The following is a 20,951-nucleotide window of genomic DNA, read 5'->3' as shown; positions in this document are numbered from 1 at the left end:
TCATTTCCTCACCGGCGCACAACGCTGGGCTATCCCGGAAACGCTCCTGTCTTGGGAAGGAGGCGTCCGGTAATTCTCCGATGCAGCCGATGCACCGGCAGTTCTGAAAGAAAAGCCTTGGGAGAAACTCTTCGCTTGTTCAATATATTGAACAATGTTCAAAACTGAATGATCGATACAGGATAAGAAGCCGGACTGTCAATTTCTCCCTTCGCCCAAGACGCTGAAATCCCTGCTGGAAAGTTCATCGGTGCATGCCCCCAGAGCAATAAACGATTGAAAATGTTCTCGTTCTTGGCGAGTGCCATCAGGCCGTTCGGTGAATATTTCACTCGAAATAACTTGCGGGGCTTCGTCCGAGGCTGCGCTTGAACGTTGCGGCGAAAGCGCTTGCGCTTTGGTATCCGCAATCAAGCGCCACGGTCACGACAGGCACGCCTGCGGCAAGCGCAGGCAAGGCAGCAAGCAAGCGGGCCTGCTGCCGCCAGCGACCGTAGGTCATGCCGGTTTCACGCTCGAAATGACGCATGAAACTGCGCCTGCTCATGCCAGTCCGCGAGGCGGCAGCATCGAGCGATAACTCCGTATCGGGCTCCGCTTGCAGCGTCTGGCAAAGGGTGCGTAGCCGGTGATCCGATGGCATGGACAGACTGAGGGGTTCGGCGGGCAGAAAAGTGAGTTCCTCCAACAGCAATTCGCAGACGCGGTGAGCGAAGGGTGTAGCTGGCCGGTCCTGCAATTCCACAAGACGCAGGATCAGTTCGCGCAGCAAGGAAGAAACTTCCACCACGCCGCAGGATGAGGGGAGGGATCGCGCGGCATCCGGATGGATAAAGATCGTACGAAACTGAACAGGTCCGTGGCTGCGGGTTGCGTGCTCCACCATCGGCGGCACCCACACGGCGCGATTGGGAGGAACGACCCAGCTACCGTTTTCGGTTGCAACGGTTACCACGCCGGACCGCGCATAGATCAATTGCGCATCGCGGTGACGGTGCGGCGGCCCTGCAAAGGATGCATCGTCCTGCGCGATGGTGGATATGGCGAGTGCAAGGGGCGCTGGATAATTCAGTGACATGGATTGACCCTTTTGCGCTCAATAATGGCCTTAAAGCGCAGGAATGCCAATATCCATTGACATATGATGGAGTGGAGAAGCCATTTTTAAGAAAGCCCCGCAGTGTCCGCTTGCGCCAGCCACAAGACACTTGTTTCAACGGAGTTGAACGCTCCGGCTGGCTGCGCACGCTTCGCTTTTTCGCTTCTTCTCCTTCGACTTACCGGCGACCGTTGGGCCTGATGGCATCCCGGCGGTCGTAACCTGCCGTCAATCCCATTTCCCAATTGTCGAAGCCGCTGCTCTCGCAGCCGAAGGAACTATTGTCATGATGCCAAACCCGGATAGCAAATATCGTCCTTTCATATCTCCGATCGAATTGCCGGATCGCGAGTGGCCGAACCGGCGGCTGGCGCAGCCGCCGCGCTGGGTCTCGACGGACCTGCGCGATGGCAATCAGGCGCTCGCCGACCCGATGGACGGCGAAAAGAAGATGCGTTTCTATCGCATGCTTCTGGAAATCGGTTTCAAGGAAATCGAGGTTGCGTTTCCTTCCGCTTCGCAAACGGAGTTCAACTTTGTTCGTCGGCTGATCGAAGAGGAACTGATACCTGACGATGTGACCATTCAGGTGCTCACCCAGTCGCGCGCTGACCTCATCGCACGCACTTTCGAATCCCTGCGCGGTGCACGTCAGGCCATCGTTCATCTTTATAATGCAACCGCGCCGCTGTTTCGTCGTGTGGTGTTCAACATGGAAAAGGACGAGATCGTCGATCTGGCGGTCAGTGGAATAACCGCCATGCTGGAAGAAAGCCGGAAACAACCAGAGACACGCTGGACTTTCGAATATTCGCCGGAAACCTTCTGTTTTACCGAGCCTGATTTCGCGCTGGAAATCTGCGAACGTGTTCTGGATGTCTGGCAGCCAACGCCCGAAAACAAGGCGATCCTCAACCTGCCGGCTACGGTCGAGGTGGCAATGCCGAATGTCTATGCGGACCAGATCGAATGGTTCTGCCGCAACCTGTCGCGCCGCGACAGCGTCATTATAAGCGTGCATCCGCACAATGACCGGGGGACGGCGGTGGCCGCCACGGAACAGGCCTTGCTGGCAGGCGCTGATCGCGTCGAGGGTTGCCTGTTCGGCAATGGCGAGCGCACCGGCAATGTCGATCTCGTTACGCTGGCGCTCAATTTCTATACGCAGGGCATCGACCCGAAGCTTTATTTCCCGGAGATGCGCTCCGTGGTGCGAACGGTCGAACATTGCAATGACTTGCCGGTTCATCCGCGCCACCCCTATGCGGGCGAACTGGTCCATACTGCTTTTTCCGGCTCGCATCAGGATGCGATCCGCAAGGGTTTTGCCGCGCATCAAAGCCGCAATGACGGCATATGGGAAATGCCCTATCTGCCCATTGATCCGAAAGATATCGGTGAAAGCTATGAAGCCGTCATCCGCGTCAACAGCCAGTCAGGCAAGGGCGGCGTGGCATGGGTGCTGGAGCAGGACCGGGGGCTGAAACTGCCGCGCCCGCTGCAAATCGATTTCAGCCGTCGCGTGCAGGCATTCGCCGACGATACCGGCAAGGAAACGACCGCCGAAATGATCTGGTCGCTGTTCCGCGATGTCTATCATCTGGAAGAGAATGCTGATTTCGAGCTGCTGAACTACAGGGAAAGCAGGCCCGCACGGAGCGGAGAGGCGCGTGTCTTCGCCGGGCGCATTCGGCATCGCGGGCAGGAAATCGCCATAACCGGGCGCGGCAATGGTTTGATATCAAGTGCGGTCTCGGCATTGCAGGCCGGTTGCGATATCGATCTGGAAATCGTCGACTATCACGAACATTCATTGAAAAAGGGCACTTACGCGAAGGCTGCGGCTTATATCGAATGCCGTACGCATGATGGACGGAAAGTTTTCGGCGTCGGGATCGACGACGATATCGCAACCGCGTCGATACGGGCTGTGTTGAGCGCTGCCGCGAATTTTTCCACGAGCGATGTCTAAAAAATGAGGAAGCAGACGAGATTTGCTCTTGACCTCAACCAAGGTTGAGGAACTAGAGAAGCATGGCCGATCATCTGGAGTATCGTCCATGCGCTTGTCGCTTCTTCTTGTTCCCCTTGCTTTTTCCACTGTCCTTCTTGTTTCGACAGCCGCCTCTGGTGAAGGGGCAGATGCTGCGGCCGGGGAAAAACTCTTCAAGCGATGCTCCGTCTGCCACACGGCGGATGCCGACGAAAGCAAACGCGGCCCATCACTGAAAAGCGTGGTGGGCCGCAAGGCCGCCTCCTATCCGGGCTATCCCTATTCGGATGCGATGCGCAAGGCGGCTGCCGAGGGGTTGGTCTGGAACGACGAGGAGTTGAAGGCTTTTCTCAGGAAGCCGCAGGCCGTGGTGAAGGGCACCTGGATGGCTTTTGCCGGACTGACCAGGGAAAAAGACCTCGAAAACATGATCGCCTATCTGAAACAGCATTCCGAATAGCTGTTTGGAACCGATATGGCCGAACGGACATCCCGACGTGAGGCCATGGCCGGTCGGAAGCGCTGCGGGGCGTTTTCCGACCGGCGCTATCAGGGACAGAAGCCGAAGGTTGCCTGACATGATGAACAGAAACGTGCTGCATATAGACCGCGACGCAATCGGCGCCGTTTCGAAGCGAGAGTTCGCGGATGCGATGTCGCGGATGGCCGCAACAGTGTCCGTGGTGACCGCATGCGATGCCGGTGAAGCCCACGGTCGCACGGTGACAGCGGTGTTGTCGCTTTCCGCCGAGCCGCCCATGGTTTTGGTTTCGGTGAAAAGCGACAGCGCGCTGGCAACGGCGATCCTCTCTGATGGCGGCTTCTCGCTCGCCATGCTCGCGGAAGGGCAGGAGATGATCGGCGATGCCTTCGCGGGAAAGGTTCCCCACGCGCAGAGATTTCTCATTGGTGTGTGGAGCGAATGGCCGTCTGGCAGGCCGCGTCTTTTCGGGGCTTCGGCCGCCATTGACTGCGAACTGGCGGGCAGCGTTCCAATGGCGGATCACACGCTTTTTGCCGGGCTGGTAACAAATACCGATCTGCCGCTGCATTCGCGCCCGTTGCTATGGGCACGCCGCAATTATCGCGCGTTGAGACATGACGCGGATTTATGACGCGTCTTGCAATTATGCGGGGCTGCGGCCTACACATTCGGCATGATCGAGTTTGACGATATGGAACATTCAGGTCTCAAGAAAAGCCTGACGGTTGGTGACGTTTCCCGGCGCGCCGGTGTGGCGGTCTCTACGGTCCATTTCTATGAAACCAAGGGGCTCATCGAGGGCTGGCGCACAGAGGGCAACCAGCGCCGCTATCACCGCGCCGTGCTGCGCCGCATTGCCATTATCAAGATCGCGCAACGCGCGGGCATTCCGCTTGCGATCATTCATGAAGCGCTGGAAGACCTTCCCCACGACCACGTGCCGACGGCGGAGGACTGGAGACGTTTTTCGGAAGCCTGGAAAGACATGCTTCAGGAACGCATCGACAGTCTGATGCAGCTTCGTGACCAGATAACGAGTTGCATCGGCTGCGGTTGTCTCTCGCTGTCCGAATGCCCGTTGCGAAATCCCGACGACATCCTCGGTCAGCAAGGCGCCGGTCCCCGAAGATTGATGGTCAAGCCCGGCAATCTCATCTGACTTCCCTGCATCTGGGACGAACCTTTCCGACGCTGCTGCGGCTCATTCGCGGCGGCGATCTTGCGGCGTTCCATGCCACATTTTGCAACAGTCAAAAGCCTTCGTTTCCAGTGGAAATAGCCTATTGACCTCAACCAAAGTTGAGGTCCTATAAACCTGTCGGCAACAATTCAGTTCACGGAGGCCGACAGTGCAAAGTTCGATCGAAGAAACAACACCAGCGGGAATTGCGGGACATGCGCCTGCTGGCTGGGGGGAGCTTCTAAGCGGTAAAAATGGCCTCTATGCCCTGGCTTTGGCCGGAGGTGTCACTCTCCATGCGGTCAATATGTATATCGCGACTACAGTCATGCCGAGCGTGGTGCAGGACATTGGCGGCATGGATTTCTATGCCTGGGCGACGACCTTGTTCGTCGTTGCCTCCATTCTGGGGGCTGCACTCACCGCGCGGCTGCTGAAAAGTGCCGGTCCAAGAGGCGCCTATGTCGTGGCGACCCTGCTGTTCGCAGCCGGCACACTGATCTCATCTCTGGCCATCAACATGCCGGTCATGCTGGCGGGGCGGAGCGTGCAAGGCCTCGGCGGCGGATTTCTTTACGCGCTCGCCTATGGTCTCACCCGTGTCGTGTTGCCGGAGCGCCTGTGGGGCCGGGCCATCGGTCTTATTTCCGCTATGTTCGGCGTGGCGACGCTCATCGGTCCGGCGATTGGCGGCATCTTTGCCGAATATGGCGCATGGCGCGCTGCTTTCTGGTCCTTGCTGCCGGTATCGGGTCTTTTCGCTGTGGTGGCATTCGCGACTTTGCCACGCTCGAGCTGGGATAGAAACGAGCGCGTTTCCATTCCGGTTCTTCAACTCATCCTCCTCACCGGCGCTGTCCTTGCGGTTTCAGCGGGGAGCCTGTCAGAGGAAACGCTATGGAAGATCGTCGGTCTGGGTGCTGCGATATTCATGATCGCCATCATCGCAGTCGTGGACCGCGACGCCAAGGCACGTCTCCTGCCGCGCCGCTCGTTCAGCCTGTCGACACCGCTCGGCGCTCTTTACCTTACGATCGCGCTTCTGATGCTCAGCATGCAGCCCGAAATATACGTGCCTTATCTGCTGCAGCACCTGCATGGCCAGTCTCCGCTCTGGGCAGGATATCTGGCGGCACTTATGGCAATCGGCTGGACGGTGGCATCCTTCCTCAGTTCCAGATGGCAGGAGAAGGGGGGCGACAGGCTTGTCGTTGCCGGACCCGTTCTCGCGCTTGCCGGTCTTGTCCTGCTCGCCATATTTCTCCCGATCCATGGCAACGGCAACTGGTCGCTGCTCGCGCCCGTCTGCCTTGGGCTCATCCTGATCGGTTTCGGGATTGGCCTTGCCTGGCCCAGCCTCGTTACCCGCGTCTATCAGAGCGCTCCCCTGACCGAGCAGGATCTCGCAGCGGGTGGAATGACGACCGTACAGCTCTTCGCCATAGCCTTCGGAACGGCGTGCGCGGGGATGGTTGCCAATTTTGCCGGTATTGCCGTGCCGGGAGGTGTGGAGGGCGCGGCAAATGCCTCGCTCTGGCTGTCGGTGATATTCGCGCTCGCGCCAGCAATTGCCGTGGCAGTCGCATTCAAGGTTATCCGTATCACGGGCGGAAAGGGCTGACCGATGCCGCGTTTCATCGCCAACATCCTCGATTCCCGTGCCAGCCTTTTGCTGGCGCGGGTGGTCCTTACCTTCGTTTTCTGGTCGAGTGGGCTGGCCAAGCTCTTCGACTTCGGCGCCAATGCTGCGGAAATGGAAAGCTTTGGTCTTCATCCGGGCTGGCTGTTCAACAGCGCAACTCTGCTTTTGCAGATTGGCGGATCGCTGATGATCATCTTCAATCGCGGAACCTGGCTGGCTTGTGGCGCGCTTGCCGTCTTTACGATCCTGACCATTCCCGTTGCCCACCCGTTCTGGGCGAAGGAAGGAGAAGAAGCTTTCCGGGATATGACGGTGGCGCTGGAGCACATATCGCTGATCGGCGGTCTCGCTCTCGCTGCAATTCTATCGCGCAAGGTCTAAACCACTGGACGCACTGATTGCCCTGCCTGTACCTTGCCTGTCGTCGGATCGATAGGCAGGGGAGGGCCTGGCATGGACGTGACGATCATAACGGGAGCATCGGATGGTATCGGCGCTGAAACCGCGCGGCAGATCGCCCAGCGCGACCGTGCCAGTGCTGCTCTGGTGCTCGCTGCGCGCAATGTGGACAAGCTGGAGAGGCTTGCCGCCGAATTGCGGCAACTGGGCAGCTCGGCCCTTGTGATACCCACCGACGTTAAGGATCGCGCTGCCTGCATCGCCCTGATCGACAAGGCGGTTTCCGCCTATGGCCGCATCGATACGCTGATCGTGAATGCGGGCATGTCGGCCCATGCCAATTTCGCCGAAATCAAGCCGGATGATCTCGATTGGATGCATGACCTGATGGAGTTGAACTATTGGGGCAGCGTCTGGCCTATCCATGCCGCACTTCCATATCTCGCTGCCAGCAGGGGGCGGATCGTCGCTGTCTCATCCGTGGCCGGATTCATCGGCGTGCCGGGGCGTACGGCCTATAGCGGAACGAAGTTCGCCCTCTCAGGCTTCTGCGAGGCGCTTCGCGCCGAACTGACCCCCAGCGGCATTTCCGTGACAATCGTCTATCCGGGTGTCGTCAAAACCGACATTCGCAAAGTAGGCTATGGCGCAAGCGGTGCCGCTCTTGGAACGAGCGGCGTGCGCGAGGATGACATGATGCCGGTCGAGGAAGCCGTGCGGCTGATGCTGGCGGGTGTCCAGGCGCGCAAACGCGAAGTGTTGATGACCAGGCAGATGCGGCTGGGGCGGTGGTTGAAGCTTATAGCTCCCGCTCTGGTGGACCGCATGGCGCTCAAGGCTATCAAGCCGGAATTCAGGCCGAAACCGATCACGCCCGCTAAATAGGCAGCGACAATGCCCGCTATTGAGGGGCGCGCTCGAACGACCCCGCTAATTTTCATGCCTTGTCACCAACTATCCGTTGACGAGTTTTTAACTTCGACTACTATATATAGTGTTCTAGGTTCTTTCGATTCGTCGGATCGAAAGCTAAGACGGGAATCCGGTGCGTTTCATCCATGATGGATGCGACAATGCCGGAGCTGCCCCCGCAACTGTAAGCGGAGAGTTCTGTCCATCACGTCACTGGCTCAGGCTGGGAAGGCGGGCAGAATGTTGATCCGTGAGCCAGGAGACCTGCCTTGAACGAGTACGTCCACGGGCGGGGTGTCCGGTTGGCGCGCAATCTTGTATGGCAAGCTTTGCCTTGCCGGTTGCTGCCTCGAACTTCCCGCTTTGTTTTTACGCATTCCCCGGCAAAACCGCTTTGCACTTTTGCTGGGATTTAGCTTCGGGGTGAAGTCCATGTTCAGTCTATTCAGTTTCAGTTCCGGTCCTCCCTTCCAGGGATAGTTTGTGCGGTCAGGCTGCTTGTTGGTGCGGCTGGCCTTTCCCCTGTCATGTGCCTTTCAACGCGCATTTCGCGATGCGCGAACGGCTTTTTGCGTCCTTCCAGGGCATTCCCTGTTTTTTCATGAACCGTTGGAAATGCTCTGTCTGTTTGTCTTGTCGCGCATCTCATCCGAAACGGGTTCCCACTTTTCGGGATGCGCTCTAACCAGCGAGAAAAAAATGAACGTCACCGTTTACAGCAAGCCCGCCTGCGTCCAGTGCACCGCCACCACGCGCGCCCTCGATCGTCAGGGCATCGAATATGAAGTCATCGATATTTCTGCCGATGCGGACGCCTTCGATCTCGTGAAGGGCATGGGCTACCGCCAGGTGCCGGTGGTTGTGGCAGGCGAATCCCATTGGGCGGGCTTCCGGCCCGATATGATCAGCTCTCTAGCCTGAGGCCTGTGGTCACATGAGCCTGATCGTCTATTTCTCCAGCCGGTCGGAAAATACGCACCGGTTCGTTGAACGGCTTGGAATGCGGTCAAACCGTATCCCGATGGACGGTTCAGGCGGATTGCAGGTGCGCGAGCCCTTTGTGCTCGTCACGCCCACATATGGCGGCGGCGGTTCCAAGGGCGCTGTCCCCAAGCCTGTGATCCGCTTTCTCAACGACGAGAGCAATCGCTCTTTCATCCGCGGCGTGATCGCCGCGGGAAACAGCAATTTCGGCGAGGCTTTCTGTATCGCCGGCAACATTATCTCCGCCAAATGTCGGGTTCCCTACCTCTACCGCTTCGAGCTTCTGGGAACCGACGAGGACATTGGCAATGTCAAAAACGGGATGGAACAATTTTGGACACGGCAGACACAACCCTGATACGGGAGCGAGAAGCTCGGCCCTTGGTGCAGGATGGACTGCAAACGGCGGGCTCCAGCAGCAAACCGTCAAAATCCACCGACGGGCTGGATTATCATGCGCTCAACGCAATGCTGAATCTTTATGACGACGAGGGAAAAATCCAGCTTGACCGCGACCGGCAGGCGGCGCGCCAATATTTCCTCCAGCACGTGAACCAGAACACGGTCTTTTTCCATAACCTTCGGGAAAAGCTAGATTATCTGGTGAGCGAAGGCTATTATGAGCAGGAAGTGCTGGATCAGTATTCCTTCAACTTCGTGCGCGATCTTTTCGACGAAGCCTATGCGAAGAAATTTCGCTTCCCGACATTTCTCGGCGCGTTCAAATATTACACCAGCTACACGCTGAAAACATTCGACGGGAAGCGATATCTGGAGCGCTATGAAGACCGCGTCTGCATGGTGGCGCTGGCGCTGGCGCGTGGCAATGAGCAACTCGCACGCGATCTGATGGAGGAGATTATCTCGGGACGCTACCAGCCTGCGACGCCGACTTTCCTCAATGCAGGCAAGAAGCAGCGCGGTGAGCTCGTTTCCTGTTTTCTGCTGCGGGTCGAGGACAATATGGAGTCCATCGGGCGCTCCATCAATTCGGCTTTGCAATTGTCGAAGCGGGGCGGGGGAGTGGCCCTGAGCCTTACCAATATTCGCGAGGCGGGGGCACCCATCAAGCAGATCCAGAACCAGTCATCCGGCATCATTCCGGTGATGAAGCTTCTTGAAGATTCCTTTTCCTACGCCAACCAGCTTGGCGCACGGCAGGGCGCGGGCGCGGTTTATCTGCATGCGCATCACCCGGACATCATGCGGTTTCTCGATACGAAGCGCGAAAATGCCGACGAGAAAATCCGCATCAAAACACTGTCGCTCGGCGTCGTCATTCCGGACATCACCTTCGAACTGGCGAAGAATAACGAGGATATGTACCTCTTCTCGCCCTATGATGTGGAGCGGGTTTACGGCATGCCGCTGACCGAGATTTCGGTCAGCGAAAAATACCGTGAAATGGTCGATGATGCACGCATTGCCAAGAAGAAGATCAATGCCCGCGAGTTCTTTCAGGTGCTGGCGGAAATCCAGTTTGAATCCGGTTATCCCTATATCATGTTCGAGGACACGGTGAACCGCGCCAACCCGATCGACGGGCGCATCACCATGAGCAATCTATGCTCGGAAATCCTTCAGGTGAGCGAGGCGAGCGTTTTCCGCGAAGACCTGTCCTATGATTATCTCGGCAAGGATATTTCGTGCAATCTCGGTTCGCTCAACATTGCAGCAGCAATGGACTCGTCCGATTTCGGCAAGACCATCGAGACCTCCATCCGGTCCCTGACTGCCGTTTCCGATATGAGCCATATCGGCTCCGTGCCGTCGGTCGCCCGCGGCAATGATGAAAGCCATGCCATCGGCCTCGGTCAGATGAACCTGCACGGTTATCTCGCCCGCGAGCGGATTTACTATGGCTCGGAGGAGGGCGTCGATTTCACCAATATCTATTTCTATACCGTGACATATCACGCGATCCGCGCATCGAACCTGATTGCGGTTGAGGCGGGCAAGTCGTTCAAAGGGTTCGAGAAGTCCAAATATGCATCGGGCGAATATTTCGACAAATATACCGAGCAGCTTTGGGAACCGGCGACCGAAAGGGTGCGCGAAATCTTCGACAAGGCGGGCATTGCCATTCCTACACAGGATGACTGGCGTGACCTGAAGAAAGCGGTGATGGAGGGCGGACTTTATAACCAGAATCTTCAGGCCGTGCCGCCGACAGGCTCGATCTCCTATATCAACCATTCGACCTCATCGATCCATCCGATCGTGTCGAAGATTGAAATCCGAAAAGAAGGCAAGATCGGTCGCGTCTATTATCCGGCAGCCTTCATGACCAATGACAATCTCGATTATTATCAGGATGCCTATGAGATCGGGCCGGAAAAGATCATCGATACCTATGCGGCGGCGACGCAGCACGTCGATCAGGGCCTGTCTTTGACATTGTTCTTCCGTGATACCGCAACCACCCGCGACATCAACCGTGCGCAGATCTACGCATGGAAGAAGGGCATCAAGACCATCTACTACATCCGCCTGCGCCAGATGGCGCTTTCCGGCACGGAAGTGCAGGGCTGTGTTTCCTGCGCCCTTTGACCCTGGTGACGACGAATGAATATCCAAGTGAAAACCAAGACCCCGAAGCCCGCCGCAGTGCGCGCGATCAACTGGAACCGGATTGAGGATGAAAAAGACCTTGAGGTCTGGAACCGTCTGACCGGAAATTTCTGGCTGCCGGAAAAAGTGCCGCTTTCCAATGACATTCAGTCATGGGAAACGCTGAAACGGGAGGAAAAGCAGCTGACGATCCGCGTCTTCACCGGGCTGACGCTTCTCGACACGATCCAGAATGCAGTTGGTGCAGTGAAGCTGATGGATGACGCTGTGACACCGCATGAAGAAGCGGTGCTATCCAACATCTCCTTCATGGAAGCGGTTCATGCGCGGTCCTATTCGTCGATTTTCTCCACACTATGCCTGACACCGGATGTCGATGATGCCTATCGCTGGTCTGAGGAAAACGAGTTTCTACAGCGCAAGTCCGTTCTCATTCTCGATCAATATCATGCTGGCGATCCACTGAAAAAGAAGATTGCCAGCGTCTTTCTGGAAAGTTTTTTGTTCTATTCGGGCTTCTATCTGCCGATGTACTGGTCGAGCCGCGCAAAGCTCACCAACACGGCCGATCTCATCCGGCTTATCATCCGCGATGAGGCAGTGCATGGCTATTATATCGGTTATAAGTTCCAACGCGGGCTGGAACGTTTGAACGGAGAACAGAAGCAGGAAATCAAGGATTTTGCCTTCGAACTTCTTCTGGAGCTCTACGACAACGAAGTTCGCTACACGGAAGCGCTCTATGACGGCGTGGGACTGACGGAAGATGTCAAGAAATTCCTGCATTACAACGCCAACAAGGCCCTGATGAACCTCGGCTATGAGGCACTGTTCCCGGCTGATGCGTGCAAGGTCAATCCGGCGATCCTGTCCGCGCTTTCGCCCAATGCGGACGAGAACCACGACTTTTTCTCCGGTTCCGGCTCGTCCTATGTCATTGGCAAGGCGGTGGCGACCGAGGATGAGGACTGGAGTTTCTGACGAGGCCTTGGGCGAGTTTTGCAGCGGGAGCGCGGTGCGCCCTTGCGGGTGCGCGGCGCTCCACGCTCAAAAGGCGAGTTTAGCGCAATCTACATCGAAAAAGTTCATTTTTTATTTGGCTTCTGTCGCGGTCCCGTTACAAGAGAGGCTCGGGCGGTAAAGGGCTAAAAATGGACACGCGGGGGCAGAACAACAAGGATGTGCCGCTTGCAGTCGATCTGGACGGAACTCTGGTTTCGACCGATCTGCTGTGGGAGGGGATTTTTCTTCTTCTGAAGAAGAACATTCTGTTCGTCTTCATGTTGCCGGTCTGGCTGTTCTCGGGAAAGGCATATCTCAAGCAACAGGTGGCGGACCGCGTAGCCCTCGATGTCTCGCGGCTTCCTTATCGAACCGAATTTCTGGATTTTCTGCGTCGAGAACATGCATCGGGCCGAATATTGGTCCTGATCACCACAGCCATTGAACCGATAGCCCGGGCTGTGGCGACGGAGCTGGGTATTTTCAGCGCTGTCTATTCGACAACTGCAGCGAAGAATCTCTCAGCAGCAAGCAAGGCCGATCTGCTGGTGGAGCGCTATGGGCGACACAGGTTCGATTATGCCGGAAGTGATCGCGACGATCTACCGGTTTTCGATGCGGCCCGACAGGTGATCCTGGTCGCGCCTGATCGTGCGGCGGCGCAGTTCCAGAAACGAACGGACTGCCAGGTTTTCCTTGCTGAAAAGCCGACCATCCGAACCTACGCCCGGATGCTGCGTGTCCATCAATGGCTGAAGAACCTGCTGGTCTTTGTTCCTGCTGCTCTGGCTCATGATATAGTGAAGCCCGACGTGTTCATTGCGGTTTGTCTGGCATTCGTCGCTTTCTCTGCGACGGCGTCTGCAATCTATATCGTCAACGATATTATCGACCTTCCGGTCGACCGGAGACACGTGCGAAAAAATCAGCGGCCCTTCGCGAGCGGCCAGATATCCATTCCTTTCGGCCTCGGTGTCGCGGCTCTGCTGCTGCTGTTGACGGCCGCCGTCTGTTTCTTCCTGCCGCCCGCTTTCACACTTGCGATCGTCACTTATCTGGTTTTCACTACCGCCTATACATTTGCCCTGAAGCGCATGTTGCTGGGCGACGTGATTTGTCTCGCGGGGCTTTACAGCTTGCGTCTTTTGGGTGGGTCGGCTGCCTCCCAAGTTCCGCCGTCTTTTTGGCTGATGGCCTTTGCCATGTTTTTCTTCCTTTCGCTGGCATTGGCGAAGCGCTATGTGGAATTGCAAGGCGCGATGGCGACGGAAAAGGACAAGATTGCCGGGCGAGGCTACCGCCCTGAAGACCGCGATATCGTCGGTCAGTGCGGGGTTGCCGCCGCATTTACCGCGGCACTGGTTCTGGCCCTTTATATCAACAGCGATGCGGTCAAGACCCTCTACACCTATCCCTGGCTGATATGGCCGCTCGGCCCGATGGTCCTCTACATGAACGTCCGCATATGGATATTGGCGCACCGGGGGGACATGGATGACGATCCGGTTCTCTTCATGGCCAAGGACTGGCGCAGTCAGGTCGTGATCGCGTTTGGCGCTGCACTGCTACTTGTGGCTGGACTGCGCTGATGGAACAGTCTTTCGACAGTTTCGGGCGTGTTGACCGGCGGCAGCGGCGCTTTCTACCGCTGGATCTGCTGGAGGCCGATTTCGCCGGTGCCTTGCACGAAGGTGCGAGCCTGCTGCCGTTTGGAAATGGTCGTTCCTATGGTGACAGCTGTCACAACGATGCAGGCTTCCTCGCGCCCATGCAGGCCCGAAGGAGGATACTCCAATTCGATCCCGATACGGGATTGCTGTCGGCTGAAAGCGGTACGCTTCTGAGCGATATCATCGCGCATGTCGCGCCGCATGGTTATTTCCTGCCCGTCACGCCCGGCACCCAGTTCGTCACATTGGGCGGGGCCATCGCCAATGACGTGCATGGCAAGAACCACCATCTGCGGGGAACGTTCGGGTGTCACGTCGACGGGCTGGATCTGCTTCGCTCGGACGGTGTTCGTTACAAATGTTCCGACGCCGAAAACATCGACCTGTTCCGGGCCACGATCGGTGGAATGGGGCTGACCGGATTGATTCTGCGTGCAACGATCCGGCTCATGCGGGTGGGCGGCCTCGATATTGAGGAAAAGATCCTGCCATTCGGTAGCCTCGATGCATATTTCGATATGGCAGAGGTTGCGGACCGGGAGAATGAATATGCCGTTGCCTGGGTCGATCAGCTTTCCGATGGGCGGGGCCTGCTGATGGTCGGCAATCATGTGAGGAAGGCCAGCGGCCCGCAGCCATCGAGAATGGGGCGGTTTGGCGTGCCTTTTGAACTGCCGTTCTCCGTACTGAACAGGACAAGCCTGTCATTGTTCAACGCGGCCTATTTTCGGCGCAAGGGACGGCTCAGAACGGCACACAGGGTGCCATATCGAAATTTTTTCTATCCGCTCGACAGCATCAGAAACTGGAACCGGCTTTATGGCCCAAGGGGGCTTTATCAGCATCAAAGCGTCGTTCCGTTCGATGCGGCGCGAAAGGTCATTCCCGCAATGCTGGAAGCAAGCCGCGCGGCCGGGCAGGTCTCGTTCCTGACGGTACTCAAGCGTTTCGGGTCGGTGAAGTCTCCCGGTCTCATGTCCTTTCCGATGCCTGGATATACGCTGACAATGGATTTTCCCAATCGGGGCGGCAAGACGCTGGAATTGTTGGATAGTCTGGACCAGATGGTCGTGGGCGTCGGGGGCCGGGTCAATCCGTACAAGGACCAGCGGATGAGCGCGGAGGTTTTCGCTGCAAGCTTTCCAGGCTGGCGCGACTTCGAGGTTTTTCGCGACAAGGCATTCAATTCCAATTTCTGGCGCCGCACGGCATTGACGTCCGGTGCGGCAGTTTAGGAAACGTGATGAAATATATTCCCTTCATCCTGTTCACAGTCATGACCAACGCTGCCGCGCAGTTGATGCTGAAATATGGCATGCTGTCGCTCGGCCCGATCAGTTTTTCCGCTGAAACAATGATCCAACGCATATTCCAGATCGTGTTCAACCCCTGGGTTTTTGCGGGTCTGCTGACCTTTGTGATCTCGATGGCATCGCATCTTTACGTGCTGTCGAAGGTGGACCTTTCCTTCGCCTATCCATTCCTCAGTCTTGCATATGTGGCGGTCGCGTTGTTCGCCTGGCTTTTGTTCAAGGAGGAACTGGGCGCATACAAGATCGCGGGCATTGCATTCATCTGCATCGGGACGGTGTTGATCGCGCAAAGCGGCAAATCGCCCGAACCGCAGGCGGATACGGGTGTGAGCCGGCAGACGCAAGGTTGAACGGGGCGGTATGATGAGACACGTAATTTTCGGTGGAGATGGATTTGTCGGTCGGTATCTCGCGCCCAAACTGCTCGCCGACGGTCAAGAGGTCATTGTCGCAGATATCGTGAAAAGCGATCTGCCGCATTATGCTGACGCCGTTTTTTTCGCGACCGATGTAACCGACCCGGCAGCAATCCGCAGACTGGGTATCCGCGCTGACGACGTGGTCTACAATCTCTCTGCCAAGATGCTCTCGCCGATACAGGTCCGCGCGAAGCGGCATGATTTCTTCTTTCCCGTCAATTATTACGGGACGGAGAACATCATCAAGGCAATGGATGTTGCCGGTGCGAGCAAGCTGATCCACTTCACCACCGACATGGTGTATGGCCACACTTATGTCTGGCCGCAGAAGGAAGACCATCCATGCAAGCCGCTCGGCGAGTATGGGCTTTCCAAGTTGAGAACCGAAGAACTCGCCGCTGAATGGCGCGAACGTGGAATGCATATATCCCTGTTCCGTCCTCGCCTTATCATCGGTCCCGGCCGTCTCGGCATTCTGGAAAAGCTGTTCAAGCTGATAGATAAAAATCTGCCGGTGCCGATGATCGGCTCGGGCAGAAACCCGTACCAGTTCGTTTCGGTGTTCGATTGTGCGGAGGCGGCACGCGCCGCTTTCAAAGCGGGTATCCCCAACGAGGCCTACAATCTCGGATCACTCAACCCGCCTCCCGTCCGCAAACTACTCGGTGATCTCATCCGTCATGCAGGATCGAAATCCATTCTGTTGCCGACGCCCGCCTGGGCAGTAAAGCGGACACTGGATCTGCTCGACTGGATGAACATGCCGATCATGGACCCGGAGCAATATCTCATCGCCGATGAAATGTGTGTTCTGGATGTTTCAAAGGGCGAGCGCGAGCTTGGCTGGGTGCCGCAATATCGGGACGAGGACATGTTGATCGCAGCCTATAGCGAATATCGCAGGAAAATCGGCGCGGCATCCTCGGGTGTACAGGCTTCTGAAACGGCATAGGGGCAAAAAATGACCAGGACCAACGCAACGCCAAAGCCGAATCTGCTGACCGTAAGCGAGGCGAAAGCGCTCGATCTGCCACGCATGACCGAGCTGTTCACGACCCACCTTAATCCGGGCCAGCTTCATTTCATGAAGCTGCTCGGCTTTCACAAGGTGAAGATCGAACGAGCAGAAGGCATGTATTATTACGATCAGGACGGGCGCCCGATTCTCGATTTCTTCGGCGGCTTCGGGTCGCTTGCTTTTGGTCACAACCATCCGCGTATTCTCGAAGCACGTCGCCAATTTGAGGAAGAGATGCGCCACGAGATCGCGATCGCCTTCATGTCGCAATATGCGACTGCTCTTGCTTATGACATTGCGGCCTGCTCGCCAGGCGATCTGGACATGGTGTTTCTGGGGTCCTCCGGTTCCGAGGCGATGGAAGCGGCGATCAAGGTTGCCGAGCGCGCCGCCGGTCCGGAAAAGCCGAAAATCGTCTATGCGGAAAACTCATTTCACGGGAAGACCAAGGGCGTTCTGTCCGTCACGGATGGCGGGCTTTATCGCGGCGAATTCAAGCTTGTCGACAACACTGTACGGGTTCCCTTCGGTGACATTGCTGCCGTTGAAAACGCGTTTCGTTCGGACCCGGAAATCGGGGTGATCGTGCTGGAGACGGTGCAGGGCGGCGGCGGTATCATTCAGGCGGACGCAGAGTTCTGGCAGAAGCTGCGTCGCCTTTGTGACCAGCATGGTGTGATCTGGGTTGCCGATGAAGTGCAGTGCGGATTGGGCAGGACCGGGAAATTCTATGCTTTCGAGCATTATGGCGTCATACCGGACGTCACTGCGCTGGCGAAATCGCTGGGCGGGGGAAAGACGGCTATGGCCGCGATGATCGCCCGCCGTGGCATCTATATGAAAGCCTATGGCACGCCGAAGACTGCGATGATCCATGCAATGGCGACCTTCGGCGGGATTGGCGAAGCCTGCATCACGTCAATCGAAGCCTTGAATGTTCTCTACGATGAACATCTGATCGATAACGCTGCCGATGTCGGGGATTATCTTCTGGAAAGGCTGCGTGAGTTGCAGAGCCGTTATCCAGCTCTTCTGAAAGATGTGCGCGGGCAGGGGATGATGGTGGGACTGGAGTTCCATGATTTTTCCCAGACCATGCCGGCTGTGTTGCGGCCGGTTCTGGGGATGCTGGATGAGAAGCTCAAAGGCTCGCTCCCCGGCTTCATCGGCAGCCATCTGCTGCGCGATCATGGGGTTCTGGTTGCCTTTACCGAATACAATCGAAATGTCATTCGTCTTGAGCCGCCACTGATTTGCGGGCGCGAGCATGTGGATGCGTTCATCCAGGCGCTGGATGAGGTGCTTTCACGCGGGATCATCCGGATTGTGCGGGATTTCATCAAGGCTCAGATCAAGTAAGGGCCGATTACGGAAGAAGACCGGGGCGAAGCAGCAAATCCCAACAGGGGTTCAAAGCGATAACTGTGCGATCCTGTAGCGCCTCGAGGTATATCTTCTGCAAGGCAAGGCGATTGGTCGTTGTCGGGCATTTCGGGCGCATTACGCCGTCCGTTGCTTCCACGGCGGCTTTCGTTTCTTCGGACAGAACCGGGACCGTGCGGAACGGATCGGCGCCGATCTGGATATGTCGCGTAGCATCACGGTCCAAAATCCAGGCGAACGGGTTGACGAAATCAAGCGTCATGATGCTTTGCAGGCGAATGTTGGTGCGGGTTTCGAAGGATTTCAGGTCCGTCACCATCTGGTTTGCAGACAGGAGCCAGAAAACCTGGAAATCGATTTCCGAGTAAAGCTGCCAACTGGGTAGTTGTCCCTGTTTGGCCAGTGCTTCATACGCCGCGTTGTTCTGCGGATAATGGGATTGGAAAAGCTCTGCCCGCTGCAGGAAATCGGGCCGTGTCAGCACCTGACCCAGATTCTTCAACTCCGGCAAAGAGGGCTGGACATAAGTTGGCGCTACAGCGACGGCCCGCAAGGTCGTGTGCGCAACCTTGGCGAAAGTCGGAATGGAACAGAAAGCGGCCAGTGTCAGGAAAGCGATCTTGAAGTTCTGACTGCGAAGCTGCACTCGCCGAAAGATCATGATCAGAACAGGCCAAAGAAAAATAAACTCCTGGCTCCCGGTGTTCTGGGTTTCAAGGAAGACGCTGCCGATCAGCCCGACAGCGAGCCACACGGAGCTCCGGTCGAAGAAGTGGGGTTGTTCGCTGGAGGCCTGAGCACCGGACTGGCGCTGCTCGTTCCAGAAAAGCAACAGAACAAGGATTGAAGCTGGTAGAATGACGTCGAGCTTCAACGATATGACGGTCAGGAACCGCGGAAGCAGAGCCCCTTCATTCAGCGCCACCAATGTAGCGATATCGCGAACATATGCGCCGATGATTCCGTTATGCAACTCAAGAACAGACAGCGCCGCAGAAGCAACGGCCGCTGCGAGAAGGACATGGCGAATCGAAATTCTGCCAGCCAGAAGTGCTGTGAGTCCGAACAGCCCGCCTGCTAGAAAACCGGTTATTTTCATCAGGAGCAGGGCGGACATCGTCGCTGCGCAAAAGAGCGCAAGCTTCGCACTATCCCGCATGAACATCAGCCCGCACATGAGCACGTAAAGCAGAAGCGACGTGTGGCGGTTATAAATACCGAAACCATCCAGGCCGGGATATGGATAAAAGCTCTGTGTATTGGCGGGAAAGATGGCGAATACCAGAAATGGGACAAGGATAAGAAATCCGGTTGTTCGATTCCGAGGGTGAAGCTCAGCCAGCACTCCGAACATTAGCGGCGCTGCGACGATCAATATGGACCACTGAACGAGCAACAGCGGTTGCGCTTTCGGAAACAGGGATTGTCCCCATGCAAAAAGATAATAGCCAAGCGGTCCGACCGGTGTGGAGAAGTCCACATTGGGAACCTGGCCCGTCCTTATGCGCTGGGCCGCATCGAAATAGATGTAGCTGTCCCAGTACATCGGGCCGATAGGGACATTGAGCCGGAATGACAAGAGAACGACCAGCAGTATGAGCGTGAAAGCCAGCCAGAACATCGGCGCGCTCAGCAATGGCGCTCGTGCAATTTTGAAGCTCTTGCCGAAGAACATGAAACCCCACCCCCATGCGTCATGCGCAAAAACTAGCCGCAAACCCTTAAAACTACAGAAACAGCCGGAGGCCGTTGGATTCAACTCGATTTCAAAAGGGAGAAGACTTCCAGAAATGAGAACGCCCACTGCACTGGGAGGAGGAGTGTGCAGTGGGCGAATCTATAAAGCGCGATTGGGAGGAGGAGTATCGCGCTTTGGGTCCGGTTTTTGGGAGGAGGAGTAAAACCGAACAAGCCCAAAATAGGAATACGGCGTGCCGGTTACAAGGGGCAAGCTTGCAATGCAGATATGCATTTTTGGGTAGCTAAAAAGAAACCGCCCCGCAGCGGTCTAGCGCGCTGGGGCGGTACTCCCTCCTCCAAGTGAGAGGAACAATAACTCCGCTTATGGAGAAAGCAACCCCTTAATATAACTACACGATTTTCAGAAAATACTGAAAATTATGTACGGTTAGTAAATCGGTCGGGACTCAAAATGAGCGGTGGGAAAGCAGTCACAACGACATTGCAGTGCGTTTTATGCGAATCTTGTTGATGTGCTTGGATGGCCGATCGCAGGGAATTGTTCGGAAAGACAAGTGGCCTCAACCTCCGGGCGATATTGTTCACGGGTTTTCTAACAATGGTGCAAATTGCCTATTTATTTTTTTCAAAGCTGTGATTAAGTTCCACCATCTTCTTCGATTGGGGGCTTTCGAGGGAGATACGCCGCCTCAGCGCGTTCAGTCGCCGCGGGGCGGTTTTTGTTTGGGGGGTGGAAAGTGCATATCAGCAATGCAAGCTTGTTGATTGAGTGGGCGGGGCGAAGGGATTATTGAATATCCGTCCTGGCTTGCTCCTCCTCCCAAAAGCCGGGGCCGAGCGCGATACTCCTCTTCCCAATCGCGCTTACTGATCAAGCCCGCAACGCTCACCTCCTCCCGAGCCTTGCGGGCTTTTCTGTATCTTAGTCACGTAATTTTTCAGGCTGGAATGTATTGTTAGTTCCAGAATCGCAGCTAACGTTCCATTTTCATGGTGCGTGCACTCCTGAGAGCTCGCCCGCCTCGCGCCCCTAAGCCCCCCGCCCAAACGCGAGGCGGTTCCTTTGAGCGGGAACCTTCTCATAGCTTTATATTCCAGCGCATCTGGAAGAAGTTATTTCCAGCTGAAGTAGGCTGAGACAAACCGCGTCCGAAAGTCTGCGTTTTTCCGGCGGCTCATGC

Annotated in this window: 18 protein-coding genes and 1 riboswitch; of the genes, 16 read left to right on the top strand and 2 right to left on the bottom strand. The window is 56.5% G+C overall.

The genetic code is table 11. From position 1 onward, the window contains the following. Positions 1 to 328: 328 nt before the first annotated feature. The gene (locus tag JNC63_RS02240; protein WP_006468426.1) at positions 329 to 1,078 is read right to left on the bottom strand and encodes an AraC family transcriptional regulator; all 750 of its coding nucleotides are present in this window, start codon (positions 1,076 to 1,078) and stop codon (positions 329 to 331) included. 307 nt (positions 1,079 to 1,385) lie between these two features. Here JNC63_RS02240 and leuA point away from each other — a divergent pair, with 307 nt between their 5' ends. From leuA to JNC63_RS02160, 16 genes are all read left to right on the top strand, one after another. Then, positions 1,386 to 3,071 carry a 2-isopropylmalate synthase gene (gene leuA, locus JNC63_RS02235; protein WP_006468428.1) on the top strand — a complete coding sequence of 562 codons (1,686 nt, stop codon included), beginning with the start codon at positions 1,386 to 1,388 and terminating at the stop codon, positions 3,069 to 3,071. 88 nt (positions 3,072 to 3,159) lie between these two features. Further along, a complete protein-coding gene (locus JNC63_RS02230; RefSeq protein WP_006472467.1) occupies positions 3,160 to 3,552 on the top strand; it encodes a c-type cytochrome in 393 nt (130 codons plus the stop codon). A 118-nt stretch (positions 3,553 to 3,670) separates the two neighbouring features. Then, complete coding sequence (locus JNC63_RS02225; RefSeq protein ID WP_006472468.1) at positions 3,671 to 4,207, top strand: flavin reductase family protein; 537 nt, start codon at positions 3,671 to 3,673, stop codon at positions 4,205 to 4,207. A 60-nt stretch (positions 4,208 to 4,267) separates the two neighbouring features. Beyond that, positions 4,268 to 4,735, top strand: coding sequence for a redox-sensitive transcriptional activator SoxR (soxR, locus tag JNC63_RS02220; protein WP_025092092.1), 468 nt, complete (start codon positions 4,268 to 4,270; stop codon positions 4,733 to 4,735). Between the two features lie 190 nt (positions 4,736 to 4,925). Beyond that, positions 4,926 to 6,377: an MFS transporter gene (locus JNC63_RS02215; protein WP_006468432.1), complete on the top strand. Its 1,452-nt coding sequence runs from the start codon at positions 4,926 to 4,928 to the stop codon at positions 6,375 to 6,377. 3 nt (positions 6,378 to 6,380) lie between these two features. Beyond that, positions 6,381 to 6,779 (top strand): DoxX family protein, encoded by a 399-nt coding sequence (locus JNC63_RS02210; protein ID WP_006468433.1) that lies wholly within the window; start codon positions 6,381 to 6,383, stop codon positions 6,777 to 6,779. 72 nt (positions 6,780 to 6,851) lie between these two features. Further along, positions 6,852 to 7,682: an SDR family oxidoreductase gene (locus JNC63_RS02205; RefSeq protein WP_006472471.1), complete on the top strand. Its 831-nt coding sequence runs from the start codon at positions 6,852 to 6,854 to the stop codon at positions 7,680 to 7,682. A 99-nt stretch (positions 7,683 to 7,781) separates the two neighbouring features. After that, positions 7,782 to 7,995, top strand: a riboswitch (cobalamin riboswitch). A gap of 413 nt (positions 7,996 to 8,408) precedes the next feature. Further along, a complete protein-coding gene (nrdH, locus tag JNC63_RS02200; protein ID WP_006472472.1) occupies positions 8,409 to 8,630 on the top strand; it encodes a glutaredoxin-like protein NrdH in 222 nt (73 codons plus the stop codon). 13 nt (positions 8,631 to 8,643) lie between these two features. Next, complete coding sequence (gene nrdI, locus JNC63_RS02195) at positions 8,644 to 9,051, top strand: class Ib ribonucleoside-diphosphate reductase assembly flavoprotein NrdI (protein WP_075041574.1); 408 nt, start codon at positions 8,644 to 8,646, stop codon at positions 9,049 to 9,051. Continuing rightward, on the top strand, positions 9,027 to 11,243 hold the full coding sequence (nrdE, locus tag JNC63_RS02190; RefSeq protein WP_036565605.1) for a class 1b ribonucleoside-diphosphate reductase subunit alpha: 2,217 nt from the start codon (positions 9,027 to 9,029) through the stop codon (positions 11,241 to 11,243). Before nrdI ends, nrdE begins: the two co-directional genes overlap by 25 nt. 15 nt (positions 11,244 to 11,258) lie before the next feature. Beyond that, on the top strand, positions 11,259 to 12,245 hold the full coding sequence (gene nrdF / locus JNC63_RS02185; RefSeq protein WP_006468439.1) for a class 1b ribonucleoside-diphosphate reductase subunit beta: 987 nt from the start codon (positions 11,259 to 11,261) through the stop codon (positions 12,243 to 12,245). Between the two features lie 170 nt (positions 12,246 to 12,415). Continuing rightward, positions 12,416 to 13,855, top strand: coding sequence for a UbiA family prenyltransferase (locus JNC63_RS02180; protein ID WP_006468440.1), 1,440 nt, complete (start codon positions 12,416 to 12,418; stop codon positions 13,853 to 13,855). Then, complete coding sequence (locus JNC63_RS02175) at positions 13,855 to 15,171, top strand: FAD-binding oxidoreductase (RefSeq protein WP_006472474.1); 1,317 nt, start codon at positions 13,855 to 13,857, stop codon at positions 15,169 to 15,171. The genes JNC63_RS02180 and JNC63_RS02175 overlap by 1 nt, the downstream gene beginning before the upstream one ends. A gap of 8 nt (positions 15,172 to 15,179) precedes the next feature. Beyond that, positions 15,180 to 15,599, top strand: coding sequence for an EamA family transporter (locus JNC63_RS02170; protein ID WP_006472475.1), 420 nt, complete (start codon positions 15,180 to 15,182; stop codon positions 15,597 to 15,599). 13 nt (positions 15,600 to 15,612) lie between these two features. Further along, positions 15,613 to 16,620 (top strand): NAD-dependent epimerase/dehydratase family protein, encoded by a 1,008-nt coding sequence (locus JNC63_RS02165; RefSeq protein ID WP_006472476.1) that lies wholly within the window; start codon positions 15,613 to 15,615, stop codon positions 16,618 to 16,620. A gap of 9 nt (positions 16,621 to 16,629) precedes the next feature. Beyond that, positions 16,630 to 18,045 carry an aspartate aminotransferase family protein gene (locus tag JNC63_RS02160; RefSeq protein WP_006468444.1) on the top strand — a complete coding sequence of 472 codons (1,416 nt, stop codon included), beginning with the start codon at positions 16,630 to 16,632 and terminating at the stop codon, positions 18,043 to 18,045. 7 nt (positions 18,046 to 18,052) lie between these two features. Here JNC63_RS02160 and JNC63_RS02155 read toward each other — a convergent pair whose 3' ends face one another. After that, positions 18,053 to 19,744 (bottom strand): hypothetical protein, encoded by a 1,692-nt coding sequence (locus JNC63_RS02155; protein WP_006472479.1) that lies wholly within the window; start codon positions 19,742 to 19,744, stop codon positions 18,053 to 18,055. Between the last annotated feature and the right edge of the window lie 1,207 nt (positions 19,745 to 20,951).

It is taken from the genome of Brucella ciceri (assembly GCF_041930145.1).
In the GTDB taxonomy this organism is placed as follows: domain Bacteria; phylum Pseudomonadota; class Alphaproteobacteria; order Rhizobiales; family Rhizobiaceae; genus Brucella; species Brucella intermedia.
The sequence above is the reverse complement of the archived record's forward strand: the minus strand, read 5'-3'. Positions and strand labels throughout refer to the sequence as shown.

Coding starts and splice junctions, on each gene's coding strand:
- leuA (WP_006468428.1), top strand. CDS start 1,386: ATGATGCCAAACCCGGATAGCAAATATCGTCCTTTCATATCTCCGATC.
- nrdF (WP_006468439.1), top strand. CDS start 11,259: ATGAATATCCAAGTGAAAACCAAGACCCCGAAGCCCGCCGCAGTGCGC.
- JNC63_RS02240 (WP_006468426.1), bottom strand. CDS start 1,078: ATGTCACTGAATTATCCAGCGCCCCTTGCACTCGCCATATCCACCATC.
- JNC63_RS02175 (WP_006472474.1), top strand. CDS start 13,855: ATGGAACAGTCTTTCGACAGTTTCGGGCGTGTTGACCGGCGGCAGCGG.
- soxR (WP_025092092.1), top strand. CDS start 4,268: ATGGAACATTCAGGTCTCAAGAAAAGCCTGACGGTTGGTGACGTTTCC.
- JNC63_RS02205 (WP_006472471.1), top strand. CDS start 6,852: ATGGACGTGACGATCATAACGGGAGCATCGGATGGTATCGGCGCTGAA.
- JNC63_RS02180 (WP_006468440.1), top strand. CDS start 12,416: ATGGACACGCGGGGGCAGAACAACAAGGATGTGCCGCTTGCAGTCGAT.
- JNC63_RS02170 (WP_006472475.1), top strand. CDS start 15,180: ATGAAATATATTCCCTTCATCCTGTTCACAGTCATGACCAACGCTGCC.
- JNC63_RS02155 (WP_006472479.1), bottom strand. CDS start 19,744: ATGTTCTTCGGCAAGAGCTTCAAAATTGCACGAGCGCCATTGCTGAGC.
- JNC63_RS02225 (WP_006472468.1), top strand. CDS start 3,671: ATGATGAACAGAAACGTGCTGCATATAGACCGCGACGCAATCGGCGCC.
- nrdI (WP_075041574.1), top strand. CDS start 8,644: ATGAGCCTGATCGTCTATTTCTCCAGCCGGTCGGAAAATACGCACCGG.
- JNC63_RS02230 (WP_006472467.1), top strand. CDS start 3,160: ATGCGCTTGTCGCTTCTTCTTGTTCCCCTTGCTTTTTCCACTGTCCTT.
- nrdH (WP_006472472.1), top strand. CDS start 8,409: ATGAACGTCACCGTTTACAGCAAGCCCGCCTGCGTCCAGTGCACCGCC.
- JNC63_RS02210 (WP_006468433.1), top strand. CDS start 6,381: ATGCCGCGTTTCATCGCCAACATCCTCGATTCCCGTGCCAGCCTTTTG.
- JNC63_RS02160 (WP_006468444.1), top strand. CDS start 16,630: ATGACCAGGACCAACGCAACGCCAAAGCCGAATCTGCTGACCGTAAGC.
- JNC63_RS02165 (WP_006472476.1), top strand. CDS start 15,613: ATGAGACACGTAATTTTCGGTGGAGATGGATTTGTCGGTCGGTATCTC.